Raw genomic sequence first — 15,130 nt, 5'->3', positions numbered from 1 at the left:
CTCCGATAGACAAGTTCGTCATAAGGTCATGACAATGTCTCAAGATCGGGACATTCGGCGAGGGTTCCAGCGCAGGCATCGATCCGGCGATCATGGGACAAAATATCCGAATGAGCGATGAAGAGAACCGACGAGTGCTCGGTCTGCTCGCCCAGGACGACACGCTCCGGGCGTTCGCCTCGCTGGTCCTCGGTGTCACCGACGGGCTGTCGCCGAAGGTCCTCGCCCGGCTGGCCGCCGGTGGGCTGGCCGTGCGCGGCGAGGACGGCGCGTGGCGGGCGGCGCCGGAGAAGTTCCGCGAGCTGCTCCGGGCGCGGGCCGCTGAGCCCTCGGACGCGGTCGGCGCCGAGGAACGGCTGCTCCGGACGTTCCTGGTGGACGGGCGGCTGGCGACCATGCCCACGAAACGGGACAAGCGGCTCGTGGTGCTGCGCTACATCTCGCGGGTGTTCGAGCCCGGCGTGCGCTATCCGGAGAAGGACGTGAACGTGGCGCTGCGGGCCTTCCACGATGACTACGCGGCGTTGCGCCGCTACCTGGTGGACGAGGACCTGCTGTCGAGGCACGACAACGTCTACTGGCGCAGCGGCGGGCCGGTGGAGCTTTAACTCCGGAGGTTGCTCGTCCAGGCGTCGATCTTGGCCTGCCACCGCGCGTGGTCCTCCGGGCGGCCGGGGACGCCGGGCATGGTCTGCCAGGGCAGCGGCCCCGCCTCCGGCCGGTACTCCACCCCGATCGCCGACAGCCGTGGCAGGTGGGCCGCCAGCCGCAGGCGGAAGTCGGCCAGGTCCCGGCCGGGCGGGCTCCACACCGTCTCCGCGAACGCCGCCACCCTCGGGAAGGCCATGTAGTCCATGCGCCGGTTGGAGTCGATCAGCTCACTCCACAGACCGCACTGCGACCCGAGGACCCGCGCCCCGGCCGGATCGTCGCGCAACTCCTCCGGAACCGGCTCGAACGCATACACGTCCTCCAGCGTCAGCACGGTCCCGAACGGCACCGGCTCGTCCTCCCCCGGCCCCTGCCGGTAGTCGAAGTACACGGAGGTGTTGGGACAGGTGATCACGTCGTGCCCGGCGCGGGCCGCCGACACCGCCCCGAGGTCGCCGCGCCAGGAGGCCACCACGGCGCCCGGCGCGAGACCGCCTTCCAGGATCTCGTCCCAGCCCACCAGCCGGCGGCCGCGCTCGGCCAGGTAGTCGTCGAAGCGGCGGATGAACCAGCTCTGCAGCTCCTCCTCGTCCCGCAGCCCGAGCTCGCGGATGCGGCGCCGCGCGGCGGGGCTGTCGCGCCACTGGTCCTTGCGGCACTCGTCGCCGCCGACGCACACGTACGGGCTCGGGAACAGCTCCAGCACCTCGTCGAAGACGTTCTGGAAGAAGGTGATCGTGCTCTCCTCGACGTTCAGCACGTTCACCCCGACGCCCCAGGTGGTGCGCACCTCCAGCGGGGTGTCGAGGTTGCCCAGCTCGGGGTGGGCGGCGATGGCGGCCTGGGTGTGGCCGGGCAGGTCGATCTCGGGCACGACGGTGACGTGCCGGCGCGCCGCGTAGGCCACGATCTCCCGGATGTCGTCCTGCGTGTAGCAGCCGCCGTGCGGGCGGCCGTCCATGGCGCCGTTCCAGCCGGTCTGGCTCTCCTTGCGCCAGGCGCCGACCTCGGTCAGCCGGGGATAGCGCTTGATCTCGACGCGCCAGCCCTGGTCGTCGGTGAGGTGCAGGTGCAGCACGTTGAGCTTGTGCAGGGCCATCAGGTCGATGAAGCGCAGCACCTCATGCTTGACCAGGAAATGCCGGGCGACGTCGAGGATGCAGCCGCGCCACCCGAACCTCGGCTCGTCCTCGATCAGGACGGCGGGCAGCACCAGCGGCCCGCCCGCCGACGCCTTCCTGAACGCGGCGGGCGGGAGCAGCTGCCGCAGGCTCTGCGCGCCGTAGAACACCCCCGCCGGACCACCGCCCTCGATCATGACGCCGTCGTCGGCCACACTCAGCCGGTACGCCTCGGGCGGCAGGTCGTCGCGGAGCCCGAGCGTGATCGTTCCCGAGCCCGGCCCCGGCAGCAGCTCCCCGCCGACGACCGGGCTCAGCTCGCCCCGCAGCCAGGAGGCGACCTCGCCCAGCGGCGGCGGCGCCGTCACCGAGGTCTCCCGATCGAGGACGAACCGCCCCTGCCGGATCTCGTACCGGACGGGCTTGGGAACGATCATGAGCTCTCTTCCTATTGGCAGGTTATGGAGGCGTCGGCGAAGTCGGCGTGGTCGGAGGTGGCGTTGTCGCCGCCGTTGGTCGCGACCAGCCGGACGTACGTGGCGCCCGTCACGGACGCGGTGACCTTCCTGGCGGGTTGCGCGCCGGTGACGATGCCCGAGTGGGCGACCCGGCCGCCGTCGGCCCAGACTTCGAGGTCGGCCGAGCCCGCCCGGCCCACCTCGTCGTCGATCCCGGCCTGGAACTCGACGGCCGAGCAGCGGCCGGCGGTGTAGAACTCGATGTCGGCGGGCGCGTGAGCACCGAGCCCCTTGGCGTACGTGACCCCCTCGATGGTGATCGGCCTGCCGTCTCCGGCGGCCTTGTCGCCGTTGCTGGTGTCCTTCTCGACCGGGCCGAAGTAGTTGGCGACGCGGGTCCAGGGCAGGTCGCTCAGGTACGTCCGGCCGGAGCCGGGCGCCCGCGCGACCTTGACGACGGCGGTGGCGGCGGACTTGGCGGCGGTCGCCGTGATCTCGTAGTCCCTGAGCTCCGCTCCGGCGGGCGGCGTGACCGCCCACTTCACGGTGAAGCTCTCGCCGCCGTCCAGCCGCCCGGTCCTGGTGGCCGTACGCGCCCTGGCCCGCCACCCCTCGGGTACGGCCAGCGCCACCTCGACGTCGCGCAGCCGGTCCGTGCCCCCGGTGTTGGTGACCCTGGTGACGACCTCCCGTTCCACGCCCGGTTCGAGCACGGACGGATGGTCGTCGCCCGGGAAGGCGGGCGGATCCACCTCCACCAGCACGGCGGGCGGGGCCTTCTCCCGGCTCTGGCTCACCCGGTAGAGCACGGACCCGTGGGCGGGCACCTGGGCCGCCAGGTCGCCCGCCGTGGTCGTGACCGCGCCGGTCCACAGCTCCTCGACACGGTAGCGGGCGGGCTTCAGCCTGGTGGAGATCGTCGCCGCCCGGTCGCTCTCGTTGAACAGCAGGATCGCCTGATCCCCGTTCGCCAGGGGCTTGGACAGCACGTGGTACCAGCCGTCGGAGGTCACGAGCCGGCCCGGCACGCCCAGCGCGTCCTGGTCGACGGCGATCACCTTGGGGTTGGCGACGATCGCCGGCGGCGCCTTGGCCGGGTCGGCCTGGAGGATGAGCGGGGCGGCGCCGACGGCCCAGAGGCTGACCTGGGTGCGGTACTCGGCGTCGGTCATGCCGCCCCGGCCCGCCTGGAGCAGGTCGGGGTCCGCCCAGCTCCCGGGGCCCGCGTACTGGACCCTGAGCTGGTTGGTCTCCCAGACGTCGACCATGGTCGGATAGCTGTCGGGAAGGGGCTTGTTGTAGACGTTGGTCCGCCAGGTGGTGGCCTGCTCCTCCTTGCCCCACAGCCACGGCACGGTGCTGCCGTCCTCGTTGTTCATGGCGAACTCGATCGCGTCGCCGAGGGCCTGGCGCATGCGCGGGTAGAGGGTCTGGGCGATCTGCTGGACGTTCTGACCGGGGAAGTCGGCGGCGGGGACGTTGCACCAGTCGTACTTGACGTAGTCGGCGCCCCAGCCCTTGACCTGCTCGGCGTCGGCGGTCTCGCTCTTGTAGGAGCCGGCGCCGCCGCCGGAGCACGCCTTGGTGCCCGCCGACAGGCTCAGGCCGAGCTTGAGCCCCTTGCCGTGCAGATAGTCGGCCAGCGCCTTGACGCCGGAGGGGAAGCGGGTGGCGTCAGGGGCCAGGGCGCCGCCCGTACGCTGGGCGGCCAGCCAGCAGTCGTCCAGGATGACGTGGTCGTAGCCGGCCGGGGCGAGCGCGGCCAGGGCGTCGGCCGCCTGCCGTACGGACGCCTCCGAGACCGAGCAGCCGAGCGTACGGCTGCTCCAGCCCATCGGCGGCCCTTGCGGGGCGGCGTCGGCATTGCCCGGTAACGGGACGAAGGGCAGGGCGATGAGGGCCGCCGCGAGGGCGGCCGTGGTTGTGCGCATGGGGGTCCCGTCAGGCTGGGTGGAGCGCCGGGTCGCCGGGCTCGATGACGAAGGAGCCGGAGGTGTAGGCGGGGGCGTAGGGCTCGGTGACGCGGGACAGCGAGCGGAAGTCGACCTTCATCTCCCGCTCGGTGAGCTTGGCCCGCACGTAGCCGCGGCGGCCGTTGAAGAACTTGACGTGCGGATTCTCGTCGAGCAGGACCTGCGTGTTCGGGTACTCGTCCAGGCCGTTGCCGGCGCTGGTGACCGAGGTGGTGACGAGCTCGACGGCGACCGACTTGGAGGCGGGGTCCTGGTAGTCGCGCTTGATCTCCCCCGCCCAGTGGGAGTGCACGTCGCCGGTGAGCACGACACCGTTGCGTTTGTAGTCGTCGATGGCGGCGGCCAGGCGGTTGCGGGAGGCGACGTAGCCGTCCCAGCCCTCGTTGGAGTAGCCCTTGCCCTCGCCGTTGGTCCAGTCCATCTCCATGAAGAAGACCTGCTGGCCGAGCAGGTCCCAGGTGGCCTTCGAGCCGCGCAGCTCGCCGTCGAGCCAGGCTTCCTGGGCGGCGCCGAGGATGGTGCGGTTGGGGGCGAACCGCTCCTGGCAATCGGCGCCGACGGTGCCGCTCTTGCCGGTGCAGGGGTAGATGTCGCGATATTGGCGGGTGTCTAACAGGTGCAGGTTGGCGATCGCGCCCCAGCGGATGCTCCGGTACAGCTTGAGCGCCGCCCCGTCCGGCTTCTGGGCGCGGCGCAGCGGCATGTTCTCGTAGTACGCCTGGAAGGCGGCCGCCCGGCGGGCGAGGAAGGGCGGGTCGGGCTGCTCGGGCACGTCGCCGGCCCAGGCGTTCTCGATGTCGTGGTCGTCCCACACCACCACCCAGGGGGCGATGGCGTGGGCCAGCTGGGACTCCGGGTCGGCCTTGTGCTGGGCGTGCCTGAGCCGGTATCCCGCCAGGTCGAAGCACTCTCCCCCGGCCTGGTCGCGCACCGGGTACTTGTAGTCGCCGTACTCGTAGATGTAGTCGCCGAGGAAGGCGATCAGGTCGGGCTGGTCCTCGGCCATCCGGCGGTAGGGGGTGAACCAGCCGGTCTGGTAGTCGGCGCAGGAGGTGAACGACAGGTTGAGCGCGCGGCCGCGCGTGCCGCGCGGGGGGCTGGTCAGGGTGCGGCCGACCGGGGAGATCTCGCCGGCGGCCTTGAAGCGGTAGAAGTACTCGGTGCCGGGGTTCAGACCGTCGAGCTCGACGTGCACGCTGTGGGCGGCCTCGGGCCGGGCGAGGCCGGCGCCGCGCCGTACGACGTGGCGGAAGTTCTCGTCCTTGGCGAGCTGCCATTCGACGGGTACGGGACGCGACGGCATGCCGCCGAGCCCGTCGAGGGCGACGGGGTCCATGGCCAGGCGGGTCCACAGGACCACGCCGTCGGGGGCCGGCTCGCCGGAGGCGACGCCGAGCTGGAAGGGGTCGGAGATCGGGGCACGGCGGGCCGCCGCGCGCACGGGTGAGGCACCCAGTGCGGCGGTCAGTCCCAGTCCGGCGCCCCCAGCGAGGAGTGAGCGCCGGCTGATCATTTAACGGTCGCGTTCCCTTCCGTGACGGCCTGGTCCGCGGCCTGCTTGGGGTCGAGCTTGCCGAGGTACATCTCGTTGAAGATCTGGTTGAGCTTGGTCTCGAAGCCGGTGAACCCGGTGGTGACGGGCAGCGGGAACGTGGTGCCCTTCGACTCCTCGACGAACGGGGAGACGTCGATCTTCTTGGTCTTCTGCCAGTAGTCGACGTAGCCCTGGGTGAGACCGTTGAGCGCGGGGAAGACGTAGCCGTCGGCGGCCATCAGTTTCTGCGGCTCCTCGCTGCCGAGGTAGGCGGCCAGCTTCATGGCCTCCTGGGGGTGCTTGCTCTTGGCGTACACGGCCTCCGACAGGCCGTTGAGGTTGACCGCGCGGCCGGCCGGGCCCTCGGGCATGAGGGCGACGCCCATCTCGAAGTTCGCCTCCGGCGCGACGTAGGGCAGCAGCGCGTTGTTGGCGGGGAACATCGCCACCTCGCCCGCCTTGAACATGTCGGTGGCCTTGCCGGTCGGCGGGTTCGTCTGGGTCGCGGGCGGCGAGACGTGATACTTGTTCACCAGGTCGACGCCGAACCGCAGGGCCTGCACGGAGGCGTCGTCGTTGAAGGTGTACTTGCCGAACGGCTGGTCGAGCAGCTTGCCGCCGTTGGAGCCGACCCAGTTCATCCACTGGGTCTGGTAGTGGTTCCAGGACGCGAAGCCGTACGTCTTGACCTTGGCCGGGTCGAAGCCCGGGTCCTCGGGGTGCTTGCCGGCCTCGTCCACGGTCAGCTTGCGGGCGATCTCCAGGAACGTGCCGGAGCCGTCGGGCTTCCAGGTGAGGCTGGCCGGCATCTCGACACCGGCCTTCTTGAACAGATCCTTGTTGTAGAGCAGGCCGACGATGCCCCAGTCCTTGGGCACCCCATACAGCTTGTCCTGGTACGTAAACGACCCGACCACCGTTGGATGAAATTTCGTGGCATCGAGCTTGAGGGGCGACATGTCGGCCAGGACGCCCTTGGTGACGAACTCGGGGAACTGCGACGGCGTCATCCAGAACACGTCCGGCGCCGTGCCGGCCACCGCGTCGGCGGTGAGCTTGGTCCAGTATTCGTCGTACGGCATCAGCTCGATCTTGACGTCGATGGTCGGGTTGGCCTTCTCGAAGGCCGCCATGACCTTGTCGTAGCCGACCTTCTGCTGGTCGTCCCAGAGCCGGTAGGTCAACGTGACCTTGCCGTCTCCGCCGGTGTCACCGCCACCGCCTGAACCACAGGCGGTCAGGGTGAGCGTGGCTGCGGCCAGCAGTGTCACGGCATGGCGGAGCTCGCGTATGCGGGGGGATCGCATATGACCTCTCTTACTTGAGGCCGGTGAGGACCACCGACCGGACGATGTACTTCTGGAAGAAGATGAAGATCGCGACCATCGGCACCAGCGCGATCAGGCCGCCGGCCATGATCAGGTTGTGGTCCACGCCGATGCCGGAGTTGAGGGTGGCGAGGGCGACCGTCATGACCTTGGTGTCGTCCCCGCTGGTGATGATCAGCGGCCAGATGAAGCTGTTCCACGACGAGATCACCGTGATGATCGTCAGCGTGCCGATCGCGGGGCGGCAGAGCGGCAGCAGGATCCGAGTGAGGATCTTCAGCGGCCCCGCCCCGTCGATCCGCGCCGCCTCTTCGAGCCCGGCGGGCAGGCCGCGGAAGAACTGCCGCATCAGGAAGATCCCGTACGGCGTGCCCAGAATGTACGGCGCGAGCAGGCCGTACCACGTGTTGACCAGCCCGAGCTCCCGCATGATCAGGAACAGCGGGATCATCGTGACGGCGCTGGGCACCATCATCGTGGCCACGTACAGCCAGAAGAGCACCTCGCGCCCGCGAAAGCGCAGCCGCGCGAACGCGTAGGCGGCGAACGTGGTGAACACCAGCTGGCCCAGCGTGAGCAGCGTGGTCATCACCACCGTGTTGAGCAGGTAGCGGGGGAACTCGCCCCCGAGGAGCTTGGTCAGGTTGGCGGCGGTGGGCGGCAGTCCGGGCACCCACGGCTCGGTCGAGTTGAGCTGGCCCTGGGTCTTGAGTGCGGTCAGCAGCACGAGCAAGTAGGGGAAGACGGCGACGAAGGCGCCCAGGGTGAGCGTGGCGTACAGCAGGATGCGCTTGGTCATGTCGTCCTTCAGCTCATGTCGTAGGTGGTGCGCTTGCCGAAGAACCTGACCTGCACCAGCGTCACGGCCAGGATGACCGCGAACAGCAGCATCGACAGCGTCGAGGCGTAGCCGAAGTCGAACTCCCTGAACGCGGTGCCGAAGATCTTGAAGTTGATGACCTCGGTGCTCTGGCTGGGCCCGCCGTCGGTCATCACGAAGACGGTGTCGAAGACCTGGAACGCGCCGATCAGGTTCGTCACCATGACGAAGAACATCGTGGGGTTGAGCAGCGGCAGCGTGACCCGCCAGAACCGCTGGCGCGGGGTGGCGCCGTCGGTGGCGGCCGCGTCGTAGAGCTCCTGCGGGATGCCCTGCAGCCCGGCCAGGAAGAACAGCATGTTGTAGCCGGTGTACTGCCAGACATTGACCAGCGCGACGGCGGGCAGTGCCCAGGCGGCGTCCGACAGCCAGTCGGGGCCGGTGACGCCGATCACGGCCAGGGCGCTGTTGATCGCGCCGTCACGCGGGTCGAAGATCCAGTTCCAGACCAGGCCCATGACGATCGGGGTGGCCATCCACGGCACCACGAACAGCGAGCGGAACACCTTGACGCCCTTGATCCGCTGGTTGAGCAGCAGGGCCAGCACCAGCGCCAGGACCGTCTGCAGCGGGATGCAGAGCAGTACGTAGACGACGGTGATCCCGAGGGAGTGCCAGGAGTCTCCGTCGCCGGCCAGGCGGCGGTAGTTGTCCAGTCCGGCGAAGGCCGGGGGCGACAGGAGCTCCCAGTGGAAGAAGCTCAGCACGAAGACGATGACCATCGGCAGCAGCAGGAAGGCGAGCACGCCCAGCAGGCTCGGGCCGATGAACAGGTAGGCGTGCCAGTCGCGCCCTCTCCTCCTCACGATGGCTCCGTCGTGGTGGGGATCATCAGGCGGCGGGTGGTCTCCAGGCCCCAGTCGTCGAGCGCCGCGATCGGGTCGCTGGAGCCGCGCAGGCCGCCGGTCGCCTCGATGTGGGCGGCCCACTCCTGCCTGGCCTCCACCTCGGGGCGCAGGATGATGCAGTCGGGGTCGTTCACCCACCAGCGGGCGTGCAGGAACTCGCGGGCCGCGCCGGTGAGCCGGGCGCCCAGCTGGGACGGCTGGCTGATGTCGCCCGACTTCGGGTGCAGCGTGGGCGCGATGTCCGGGCTGACCCGCATGATGTCGACCAGGCCGAGGCTGGGCAGCATGGGCGCGCCGCAGCCGTGCAGGGTGGCGTCCGGGCCGGCGCCCTCGCGGATCAGCTCCAGCCCGCGCCGGTAGGCGGCGATCGGGGCGAGGTCCTCGTGCCTGCCGCCCGCCAGCGCCCCGGCATAGACGAAGTCGAGCTTGAAGTGGCTGATCCCGTACGCGGCGAAGGTCCTGAACACCTCGACCAGGTGGGCGGCGGCATCCGGGTGGGTGACGTCGAGCACCGCCAGGTCCTGGTCCCACATGCGCCCCGCGTGGGCGCCGCCGACCAGCCAGTCGGGGTGCTCGCGGAAGATCCGGCTGCGATGGCCGACCAGGAAGGGGGCGGTCCAGACGCCGGTACGCCGGCCCGCCTCTCCCAGGGCTTCCGCCACTTTTCGCAGCGAGCCGAAGCCGGGGCGCGGGTCCAGCCAGTCGCCGATCTCGGCCTCGTAGCCGTCGTCGACGAGGAACATGTCGGCGCCCAGCCCGTGCCGCTCCGACAGGCGGAGATTGTCCAGGACGTCGTCCTCGGTGACCTTGCCCCAGTAGCCGTACCAGGTGCACCACATGGGGGGTACGGCCGGGAACGTCCTGGGCGCGTAACCCTCGGCCATGCCCTCCGCCCAGGCTTCCAGCGACTCGCCTGTCAGGTGGCGTACGGGGCCGTTCGCGCTCACGACCAGGCGGCCGCCCTCCTCGCGTGCCCGGATGGAGGGCACCTCCACGGGGCTCGGCGCGGACCACAGCTCCAGCGGCGCGCCACCGCCGGGGTCGATCGCGAGCAGCCCCTCACCCTGGAACACCCCGGCGGGCACCGGCGTCTCGGGGCGGTAGCAGAGGATCTGGATGTTGTCGTCCGCGGGTCGGGGCGGGGTCTGGCCGAGGCGGTAGGCGCCGGTGGGGCTCCACGACTGCCACCCGTGCTCGAAGACCCGGGCCTGCCCCGGCTGATGGACGACCTCGCCCACGTCTGCGAACGACATCCGACCCTCTATTCCTGTTGATCTACTTACGAAGGAGCGCTTCATTAGTAGCACCGGGACTTGTGGAGGGTCAATGCCCGATTCTGTGCGGAATCGCCGGTGTTGAAGCAGAAGCGAACGCTGGCATAATGGCGAGTTACAGAGGACACCTACGTTAGGGGCGGCGATGGCGGACCTGCGCGGCGGCGACCTGTCCCGGCTCAGGCAGCTCAACTCGCTGACCGCGATACGGGCGCTGCGCGGGGCCGGGCCGCTCACCCTCTCGGCGCTGGCCGAGCGGACGGGGTTGTCGCGGCCCTCCATGAAGGAGGTCGCCGACGAGCTCATGGAGCTGGGCTGGGTGGAGGAAGTGCCGCCTTCGCCGGGCACGATGGGCCGGCCGGCCCGCCGTTACCGCTTCCGCGCCGACAGCGGCTGCCTGGTCGGGGTGGACATAGGCGGGCACAACGTACGGGCCGCGCTGTCGGACCTCGACGGCGAGATCCTGGCCGAGACCCGGCAGCCCGTCCTGCCGGACGCGCCCCTTGAGGAGCGCCTGGCCGCCATAGACCGCGCGGTCTCCGGCTGCCTGGCGCTCAGCGGCAGGTCGGCCGCGGACCTCTGGACGGTGGCCGCCGGCACCACGGGCGTGCTCACGCCGGAGGGCCGCATCGCGTTCTCGGCCGCGATCCCCGCCTGGACGGGCCTCGACCTGGCGGCCAAGCTGCGCGAGATGTTCCCGTGCCAGGTGCTGATCGAGAACGACAGCCGCCTGGCCGCACTCGCCGAAGCCCGCCGGGGTGCCGCGCAGGGCGCTCGGGACGTGGTGTTCCTGCACGTCGGGCGGCGCATGGGCACCGGCCTCATCATCGACGGCAAGGTGCACCGGGGCTTCGGCGCCGCCGCCGGCGAGATCGTCATGCTGCCGGAGGCCCGCTGGTACGACGCCCCCGAGCACCTCAACGGCTGCGAGGTCGTGCCGGAGGGCACCGCGCCCGAGGACGCGGCGGGCTACACGCTGGCGGCGGCCCGCGACGGTCACCCCGTCGCCCTGGCCGCCGTCGACCGCTACGTGGACGACCTCGCGGTGGGGACGGCGGCCATGGTGCTGGTGCTGGACCCGCAGATGGTGGTGCTGGGCGGCGGCTTCTCCCGCTCGGCCGACGTCCTGCTGGCGCCGCTGCGGGAGCGGCTGGAGCGGGCCTGCATGCGGATGCCGGAGGTACGGGCGTCCACGCTGGGGGACGAATGCGTGGTGATGGGGGCCATCGACTATGCCGCCGACCACCTGGACCGCGAACTGTTCACCTCCGACGCGCCCCTGACGCCGCTGCGCTGACGGTTCGTCAGGGGGTCGGCCGGAGACGGGAGCGGAAGTCGCGGGGCGGCATGCCGTACTCGTGGCTGAACGCCCGGCTGAAGTGGAACGGGCTGACGAAGCCCGACGCCGCCGCGACCTGGCCGACGTCCATGTCCGTCACCTCCAGCAGCCGGGCCGCGTGCCGGATCCGCGCCCTCCGTACGGCCCGCATGGGCGGGTGGCCCGTCTCGGCCGTGAAGAGGTGCGCGAACCGGGAGGGCGACAGGGCGACGGCCCTGGCCAGGGAGGCGACCGAGTGGGGCGCGCCCGGTTCGGCGGCGATGAGGGCCAGCGCCCGGTGGACGCGCGCGTCACCGGGCTCCTCTGCGCGCAGGGCGTCGCCGACCAGCCGCGCGGAGGCGGTGGCCAGCACGATCACCTCCTCGACAGCGTTCAGCACCAGCTCCCGGGCGGGTCCGGAGACGGCGACCGCGGGCGCGTACTCGCGCGCGGGGCGCTCGGCGGGCGAGGGGCGCTCGGCGGACGCGTCGGCTGGGCGGGGCCCAGGCGCATGCGCGGGGCGGGTGGGGGGCGGGTGTTCACCCAGGGAACGGGCGGCGGGCGGGAGCCAGCGGGCGTTTCTGGCGGCGCGGCCGAAGGCCTCGTCGATCTGGGCGCGGGTCGGCTCGGGCACGCCTTCGACCAGGTGGCAGCCCGGCGCCCGGGCGTGCTCCGCGAGCCAGCCGAGCCATGCCGGGCGCGGCTGGAAGTGCGCCCACCAGAAGCGCCACCGCTCCGCCCCCGGCGCGACCCGGTAATGCTGCGCGGCGTCGGCCCCGAGCACCACCAGGTCCCCCGGCCCGGCCGTGAACGACACCCCCGCCTGCTCGACCAGTCCCGCCCCGTCCTGGGTCCACATGAGCAGCCAGCTCGGCGAGCCGCTGACGCGCCGCGTGGCGTACCCGGGCCGGTTGTCGAAGTGGCCCACGATCGTCAGCTCGGCAGCAGGAACAGACATCTCCTCAGCGGTCACAGGCATACCGTTCACCGGTCCGGCTCCTTAGCGTGAAGGTATGAGGCTGACAGATTTCCATGATCGAGGATTCGTCCTGGTGCCCGGTCTTCTGGCCGCGGATGAGGTGGTGGAGCTGCGGGAGGAGTTCATGGCGTTGCACGCCCGGGGTCCGATCCCAGGCCACTTCTCCCCCAAGCCGCAGGACCCCGGCCAACCGTACGACATCCTGCGCGACTACCCGCGCGTCATGCACCCCCACCAGGTGAATGACGTCGCGCTACGGTACCTCCTCGACGCCCGGATCGCCGCCGTCCTCCGCGACCTGCTCGGGGAGGAGCCGATAGCAGCCCAGAGCATGTTCTACTTCAAGCCGCCCGGCGCGCGCGGGCAGGCGCTGCATCAGGACAACTTCTACTTGCGGGTCGAGCCGGGCACGTGTGTGGCCGCCTGGGTGGCGCTGGACCGCGTCGACCGGGCCAACGGCGGCCTGGAGGTGGTGCCCGGCACTCACCTGATGGACCTGTTCTGTCCAGAGGAGGCCGACAACGACGTCTCCTTCACCAAGGACTACGTCCCGCCGCCGCCGGGCCTGGAGCGGGTGCCGGTGGACATGGATCCGGGCGACGTGCTGTTCTTCAACGGCAGCCTGGTCCACGGCTCCGAGCCGAACAGCACGGCCGACCGGTTCAGGCGCAGCTTCATCTGCCATTACGCGGGCCGTTCGGCCGAACGCATCTCCGCCTACTACCCGACGCTCACGATGTCGGGCGACCCGGTCCAGCTCCAGCCCGCCATCGGCGGCGGCCCCTGCGGCACGGAGGCCGCCGGCCCGCACTAGAAACAGCCTTAGGTCCGCCCGAGCCGGACGACGACCGACCCGCGCTGGACGGCGAGATGCCTTGAGCCGGGTGGTCAGCCGCCGGATATACCGCATATAGCGGTCATCCGCCGGATATATCCGACTCGGCGTCCGAAGGCACGACACAATCCCATGGGTCGTCCAGCCAGCCGTCCGGCAGCAGTACCTTGCCGCGTTCGCCCGACTTGCCGCGCGGGGTGTCGGTGTTGGGCGGCCACGGCTGGTCGTGCTCCAGCTTGGCCAGCCCCTCGCGCAGCCCGTCGAGCGACTCGGCGGTGGCCAGCTCGCGGCGCAGCTCGCCGCCGACCGTGAACCCCTTCAGATACCAGCCGACGTGCTTGCGGAAGTCGGCGATCGCGTAACGCTCGATGTCGAAGCACTCGGTGAGCCCTTCGGCGTGCCTGGCCATCATCCCGGCCACCTCGCCGAGGCTCGGCCGTACCCGCTCCGGACTGCCGTTGAACGCGTTCTCCAGATCCCTGAACAGCCACGGCCGCCCCAGGCACCCGCGCCCGACGACCACCCCGTCGCAGCCGGTCTCCGCCACCATGCGCAGCGCGTCGTCGGCGCACCAGATGTCGCCGTTGCCCAGCACCGGAACCTCCGGCACCGCCTCCTTCAGCCTGGCGATCGCGTCCCAGTCGGCCACGCCGCCGTAGTGCTGCTTGGCCGTACGCGCGTGCAGGGCGATCGCCGAAACCCCCTCCTCGACGGCGATCCGGCCGGCGTCGAGGTAGGTGAGGTGGTCGTCGTCGATGCCCTTGCGCATCTTCATCGTGACGGGCAGCGGGCCGGCGTTCGTCACCGCCTCACGCAGGATCCGCCGCAGCAGGTTCCTCTTGTACGGCAGCGCGGAGCCGCCGCCGCGCCTGGTGACCTTGGGCACGGGGCAGCCGAAGTTCAGGTCGATGTGGTCGGCCAGATCCTCTTCGGCGATCATCTTGGCCGCGCGCCCCACGGTGCCGGGGTCGACGCCGTACAGCTGGATGCTCCTGGGCCGCTCCGACTCCGCGAACCTGATCATCCTGAACGTCTTGGGGTTGCGCTCCACCAGCGCCCGCGTGGTGATCATCTCGCACACGAACAACCCGGCGCCCTGCTCGCGGCAGAGCACCCTGAACGCCGCGTTGGTGATGCCCGCCATCGGCGCGAGCACGACCGGCGGCCACACCCCTATCGGTCCAATCTTCACTCAGTCAGTTGTAGCGCAGGTCAGGCTGTGACGGGTATTCGCAGATAGGCTGTCAACTGGCATCTAGTGGGGAGGGGACGGATGCTTCTGCGAGTACGCATCGCACTGCCCGACCGGCCGGGTTCGCTGGCACAGATCACCCGAGTCCTCGGCACGGTCGGAGCCGACATCACCCAGTTCACCGTTCTCGACAGGGGCGCCGGCCGCGCCGTGGACGACATCACGGTCTTCTGCCCCGACGGCACCCCCAAGCAGACCCTGCTCAAGAGCCTGCAGAGCGTCGCCGACGTGGCGGTCGAAGGCATCTGGACCACCCGAGAGGCCCCGGGCACCTACCCGGAGCTGGAGATCCTCAAATACATCACCACGGCGGGCGACAGGGCGCTGACCACCCTGGTCGACTCACTGCCGGTGCTGTTCAGCGCCGACTGGGCCGCCACCGCCGCCGAGCGCGGCGTAATCTACGCCAGCTGGCGCGCGCCGCAGCAGGTGACGCTGCCGAAGGACGTACCGTCTCGCCCCACGGCCCTCACACTCGACGACGGCCTGCACGTCATCCACGCCCCGCTGCCACCCCTGGCCCTCACCCTGCTGCTGGCCAGGAGCGACGGCCCGGCCTTCCACCGCATCGAGGTGCACCGCCTCACCCGCATCCTGGAGATCTTCCTCAGCCTGCCCGCGACGGAGCGCAGCGTGGCCCGCCAGCTCCGCAAGTAAGCATCCGGTCGGAAAACCCGCT

Annotated in this window: 13 protein-coding genes; 4 read left to right on the top strand and 9 right to left on the bottom strand. The window is 70.6% G+C overall.

Going from position 1 to position 15,130, the window contains the following annotated elements; genetic code table 11:
- The first annotated feature begins 110 nt into the window (after window positions 1-110).
- A complete protein-coding gene (locus LDL49_RS45065) occupies window positions 111-608 on the top strand; it encodes a DUF2087 domain-containing protein (protein WP_225301074.1) in 498 nt (165 codons plus the stop codon).
- Here the strand turns inward: LDL49_RS45065 and LDL49_RS45060 are convergent.
- Genes LDL49_RS45060 through LDL49_RS45030 form a run of 7 tightly spaced genes read right to left on the bottom strand, consistent with a single transcriptional unit; the run spans window position 605 to window position 10,046 of the window.
- Window positions 605-2,209, bottom strand: a complete 1,605-nt coding sequence (locus tag LDL49_RS45060) for a beta-N-acetylhexosaminidase (RefSeq protein WP_225301073.1) — start codon at window positions 2,207-2,209, stop codon at window positions 605-607. The two genes, LDL49_RS45065 and LDL49_RS45060, sit on opposite strands and share 4 nt — an antisense overlap.
- 11 nt (window positions 2,210-2,220) lie before the next feature.
- Window positions 2,221-4,161: an NPCBM/NEW2 domain-containing protein gene (locus LDL49_RS45055; protein WP_225301072.1), complete on the bottom strand. Its 1,941-nt coding sequence runs from the start codon at window positions 4,159-4,161 to the stop codon at window positions 2,221-2,223.
- 10 nt (window positions 4,162-4,171) lie between these two features.
- A complete protein-coding gene (locus LDL49_RS45050) occupies window positions 4,172-5,716 on the bottom strand; it encodes an alkaline phosphatase D family protein (protein ID WP_225301071.1) in 1,545 nt (514 codons plus the stop codon).
- Entirely contained in the window at window positions 5,713-7,044 is a 1,332-nt protein-coding gene (locus LDL49_RS45045) for an ABC transporter substrate-binding protein (protein WP_225301070.1), read from the bottom strand. Before LDL49_RS45045 ends, LDL49_RS45050 begins: the two co-directional genes overlap by 4 nt.
- Before the next feature lie 10 nt (window positions 7,045-7,054).
- Window positions 7,055-7,864: a carbohydrate ABC transporter permease gene (locus LDL49_RS45040; protein ID WP_225301069.1), complete on the bottom strand. Its 810-nt coding sequence runs from the start codon at window positions 7,862-7,864 to the stop codon at window positions 7,055-7,057.
- Window positions 7,865-7,872: 8 nt separating this feature from the next.
- Window positions 7,873-8,751, bottom strand: a complete 879-nt coding sequence (locus tag LDL49_RS45035; protein ID WP_225301068.1) for a carbohydrate ABC transporter permease — start codon at window positions 8,749-8,751, stop codon at window positions 7,873-7,875.
- The gene (locus LDL49_RS45030; protein ID WP_225301067.1) at window positions 8,748-10,046 is read right to left on the bottom strand and encodes a glycoside hydrolase family 36 protein; all 1,299 of its coding nucleotides are present in this window, start codon (window positions 10,044-10,046) and stop codon (window positions 8,748-8,750) included. The genes LDL49_RS45035 and LDL49_RS45030 overlap by 4 nt, the downstream gene beginning before the upstream one ends.
- Window positions 10,047-10,212: 166 nt before the next feature.
- On the opposite strand from LDL49_RS45030, the gene LDL49_RS45025 reads away from it, so the two are divergent.
- Window positions 10,213-11,364 carry an ROK family transcriptional regulator gene (locus LDL49_RS45025; RefSeq protein ID WP_225301066.1) on the top strand — a complete coding sequence of 384 codons (1,152 nt, stop codon included), beginning with the start codon at window positions 10,213-10,215 and terminating at the stop codon, window positions 11,362-11,364.
- 7 nt (window positions 11,365-11,371) lie between these two features.
- Here LDL49_RS45025 and LDL49_RS45020 read toward each other — a convergent pair whose 3' ends face one another.
- Complete coding sequence (locus LDL49_RS45020; RefSeq protein WP_225301104.1) at window positions 11,372-12,364, bottom strand: helix-turn-helix domain-containing protein; 993 nt, start codon at window positions 12,362-12,364, stop codon at window positions 11,372-11,374.
- A 34-nt stretch (window positions 12,365-12,398) separates the two neighbouring features.
- Between LDL49_RS45020 and LDL49_RS45015 the strand changes: the two genes are divergently transcribed.
- Window positions 12,399-13,178 (top strand): phytanoyl-CoA dioxygenase family protein, encoded by a 780-nt coding sequence (locus LDL49_RS45015; RefSeq protein WP_225301065.1) that lies wholly within the window; start codon window positions 12,399-12,401, stop codon window positions 13,176-13,178.
- Between the two features lie 103 nt (window positions 13,179-13,281).
- Here LDL49_RS45015 and dusB read toward each other — a convergent pair whose 3' ends face one another.
- Entirely contained in the window at window positions 13,282-14,391 is a 1,110-nt protein-coding gene (dusB, locus tag LDL49_RS45010) for a tRNA dihydrouridine synthase DusB (RefSeq protein ID WP_225301064.1), read from the bottom strand.
- A gap of 81 nt (window positions 14,392-14,472) precedes the next feature.
- On the opposite strand from dusB, the gene LDL49_RS45005 reads away from it, so the two are divergent.
- Window positions 14,473-15,108 carry an ACT domain-containing protein gene (locus LDL49_RS45005; protein WP_225301063.1) on the top strand — a complete coding sequence of 212 codons (636 nt, stop codon included), beginning with the start codon at window positions 14,473-14,475 and terminating at the stop codon, window positions 15,106-15,108.
- Window positions 15,109-15,130: the final 22 nt, after the last annotated feature.

Source organism: Nonomuraea aurantiaca (genome assembly GCF_020215705.1).
In the GTDB taxonomy this organism is placed as follows: domain Bacteria; phylum Actinomycetota; class Actinomycetes; order Streptosporangiales; family Streptosporangiaceae; genus Nonomuraea; species Nonomuraea aurantiaca.
The sequence above is the reverse complement of the archived record's forward strand: the minus strand, read 5'-3'. Positions and strand labels throughout refer to the sequence as shown.

Excerpts from the sequence above, each read along its gene's own strand:
- LDL49_RS45065 (WP_225301074.1), top strand. The coding sequence starts at position 111 with ATGAGCGATGAAGAGAACCGACGAGTGCTCGGTCTGCTCGCCCAGGAC.
- LDL49_RS45060 (WP_225301073.1), bottom strand. The coding sequence starts at position 2,209 with ATGATCGTTCCCAAGCCCGTCCGGTACGAGATCCGGCAGGGGCGGTTC.
- LDL49_RS45055 (WP_225301072.1), bottom strand. The coding sequence starts at position 4,161 with ATGCGCACAACCACGGCCGCCCTCGCGGCGGCCCTCATCGCCCTGCCC.
- LDL49_RS45050 (WP_225301071.1), bottom strand. The coding sequence starts at position 5,716 with ATGATCAGCCGGCGCTCACTCCTCGCTGGGGGCGCCGGACTGGGACTG.
- LDL49_RS45045 (WP_225301070.1), bottom strand. The coding sequence starts at position 7,044 with ATGCGATCCCCCCGCATACGCGAGCTCCGCCATGCCGTGACACTGCTG.
- LDL49_RS45040 (WP_225301069.1), bottom strand. The coding sequence starts at position 7,864 with ATGACCAAGCGCATCCTGCTGTACGCCACGCTCACCCTGGGCGCCTTC.
- LDL49_RS45030 (WP_225301067.1), bottom strand. The coding sequence starts at position 10,046 with ATGTCGTTCGCAGACGTGGGCGAGGTCGTCCATCAGCCGGGGCAGGCC.
- LDL49_RS45025 (WP_225301066.1), top strand. The coding sequence starts at position 10,213 with ATGGCGGACCTGCGCGGCGGCGACCTGTCCCGGCTCAGGCAGCTCAAC.
- LDL49_RS45020 (WP_225301104.1), bottom strand. The coding sequence starts at position 12,364 with ATGCCTGTGACCGCTGAGGAGATGTCTGTTCCTGCTGCCGAGCTGACG.
- LDL49_RS45015 (WP_225301065.1), top strand. The coding sequence starts at position 12,399 with ATGAGGCTGACAGATTTCCATGATCGAGGATTCGTCCTGGTGCCCGGT.
- LDL49_RS45005 (WP_225301063.1), top strand. The coding sequence starts at position 14,473 with ATGCTTCTGCGAGTACGCATCGCACTGCCCGACCGGCCGGGTTCGCTG.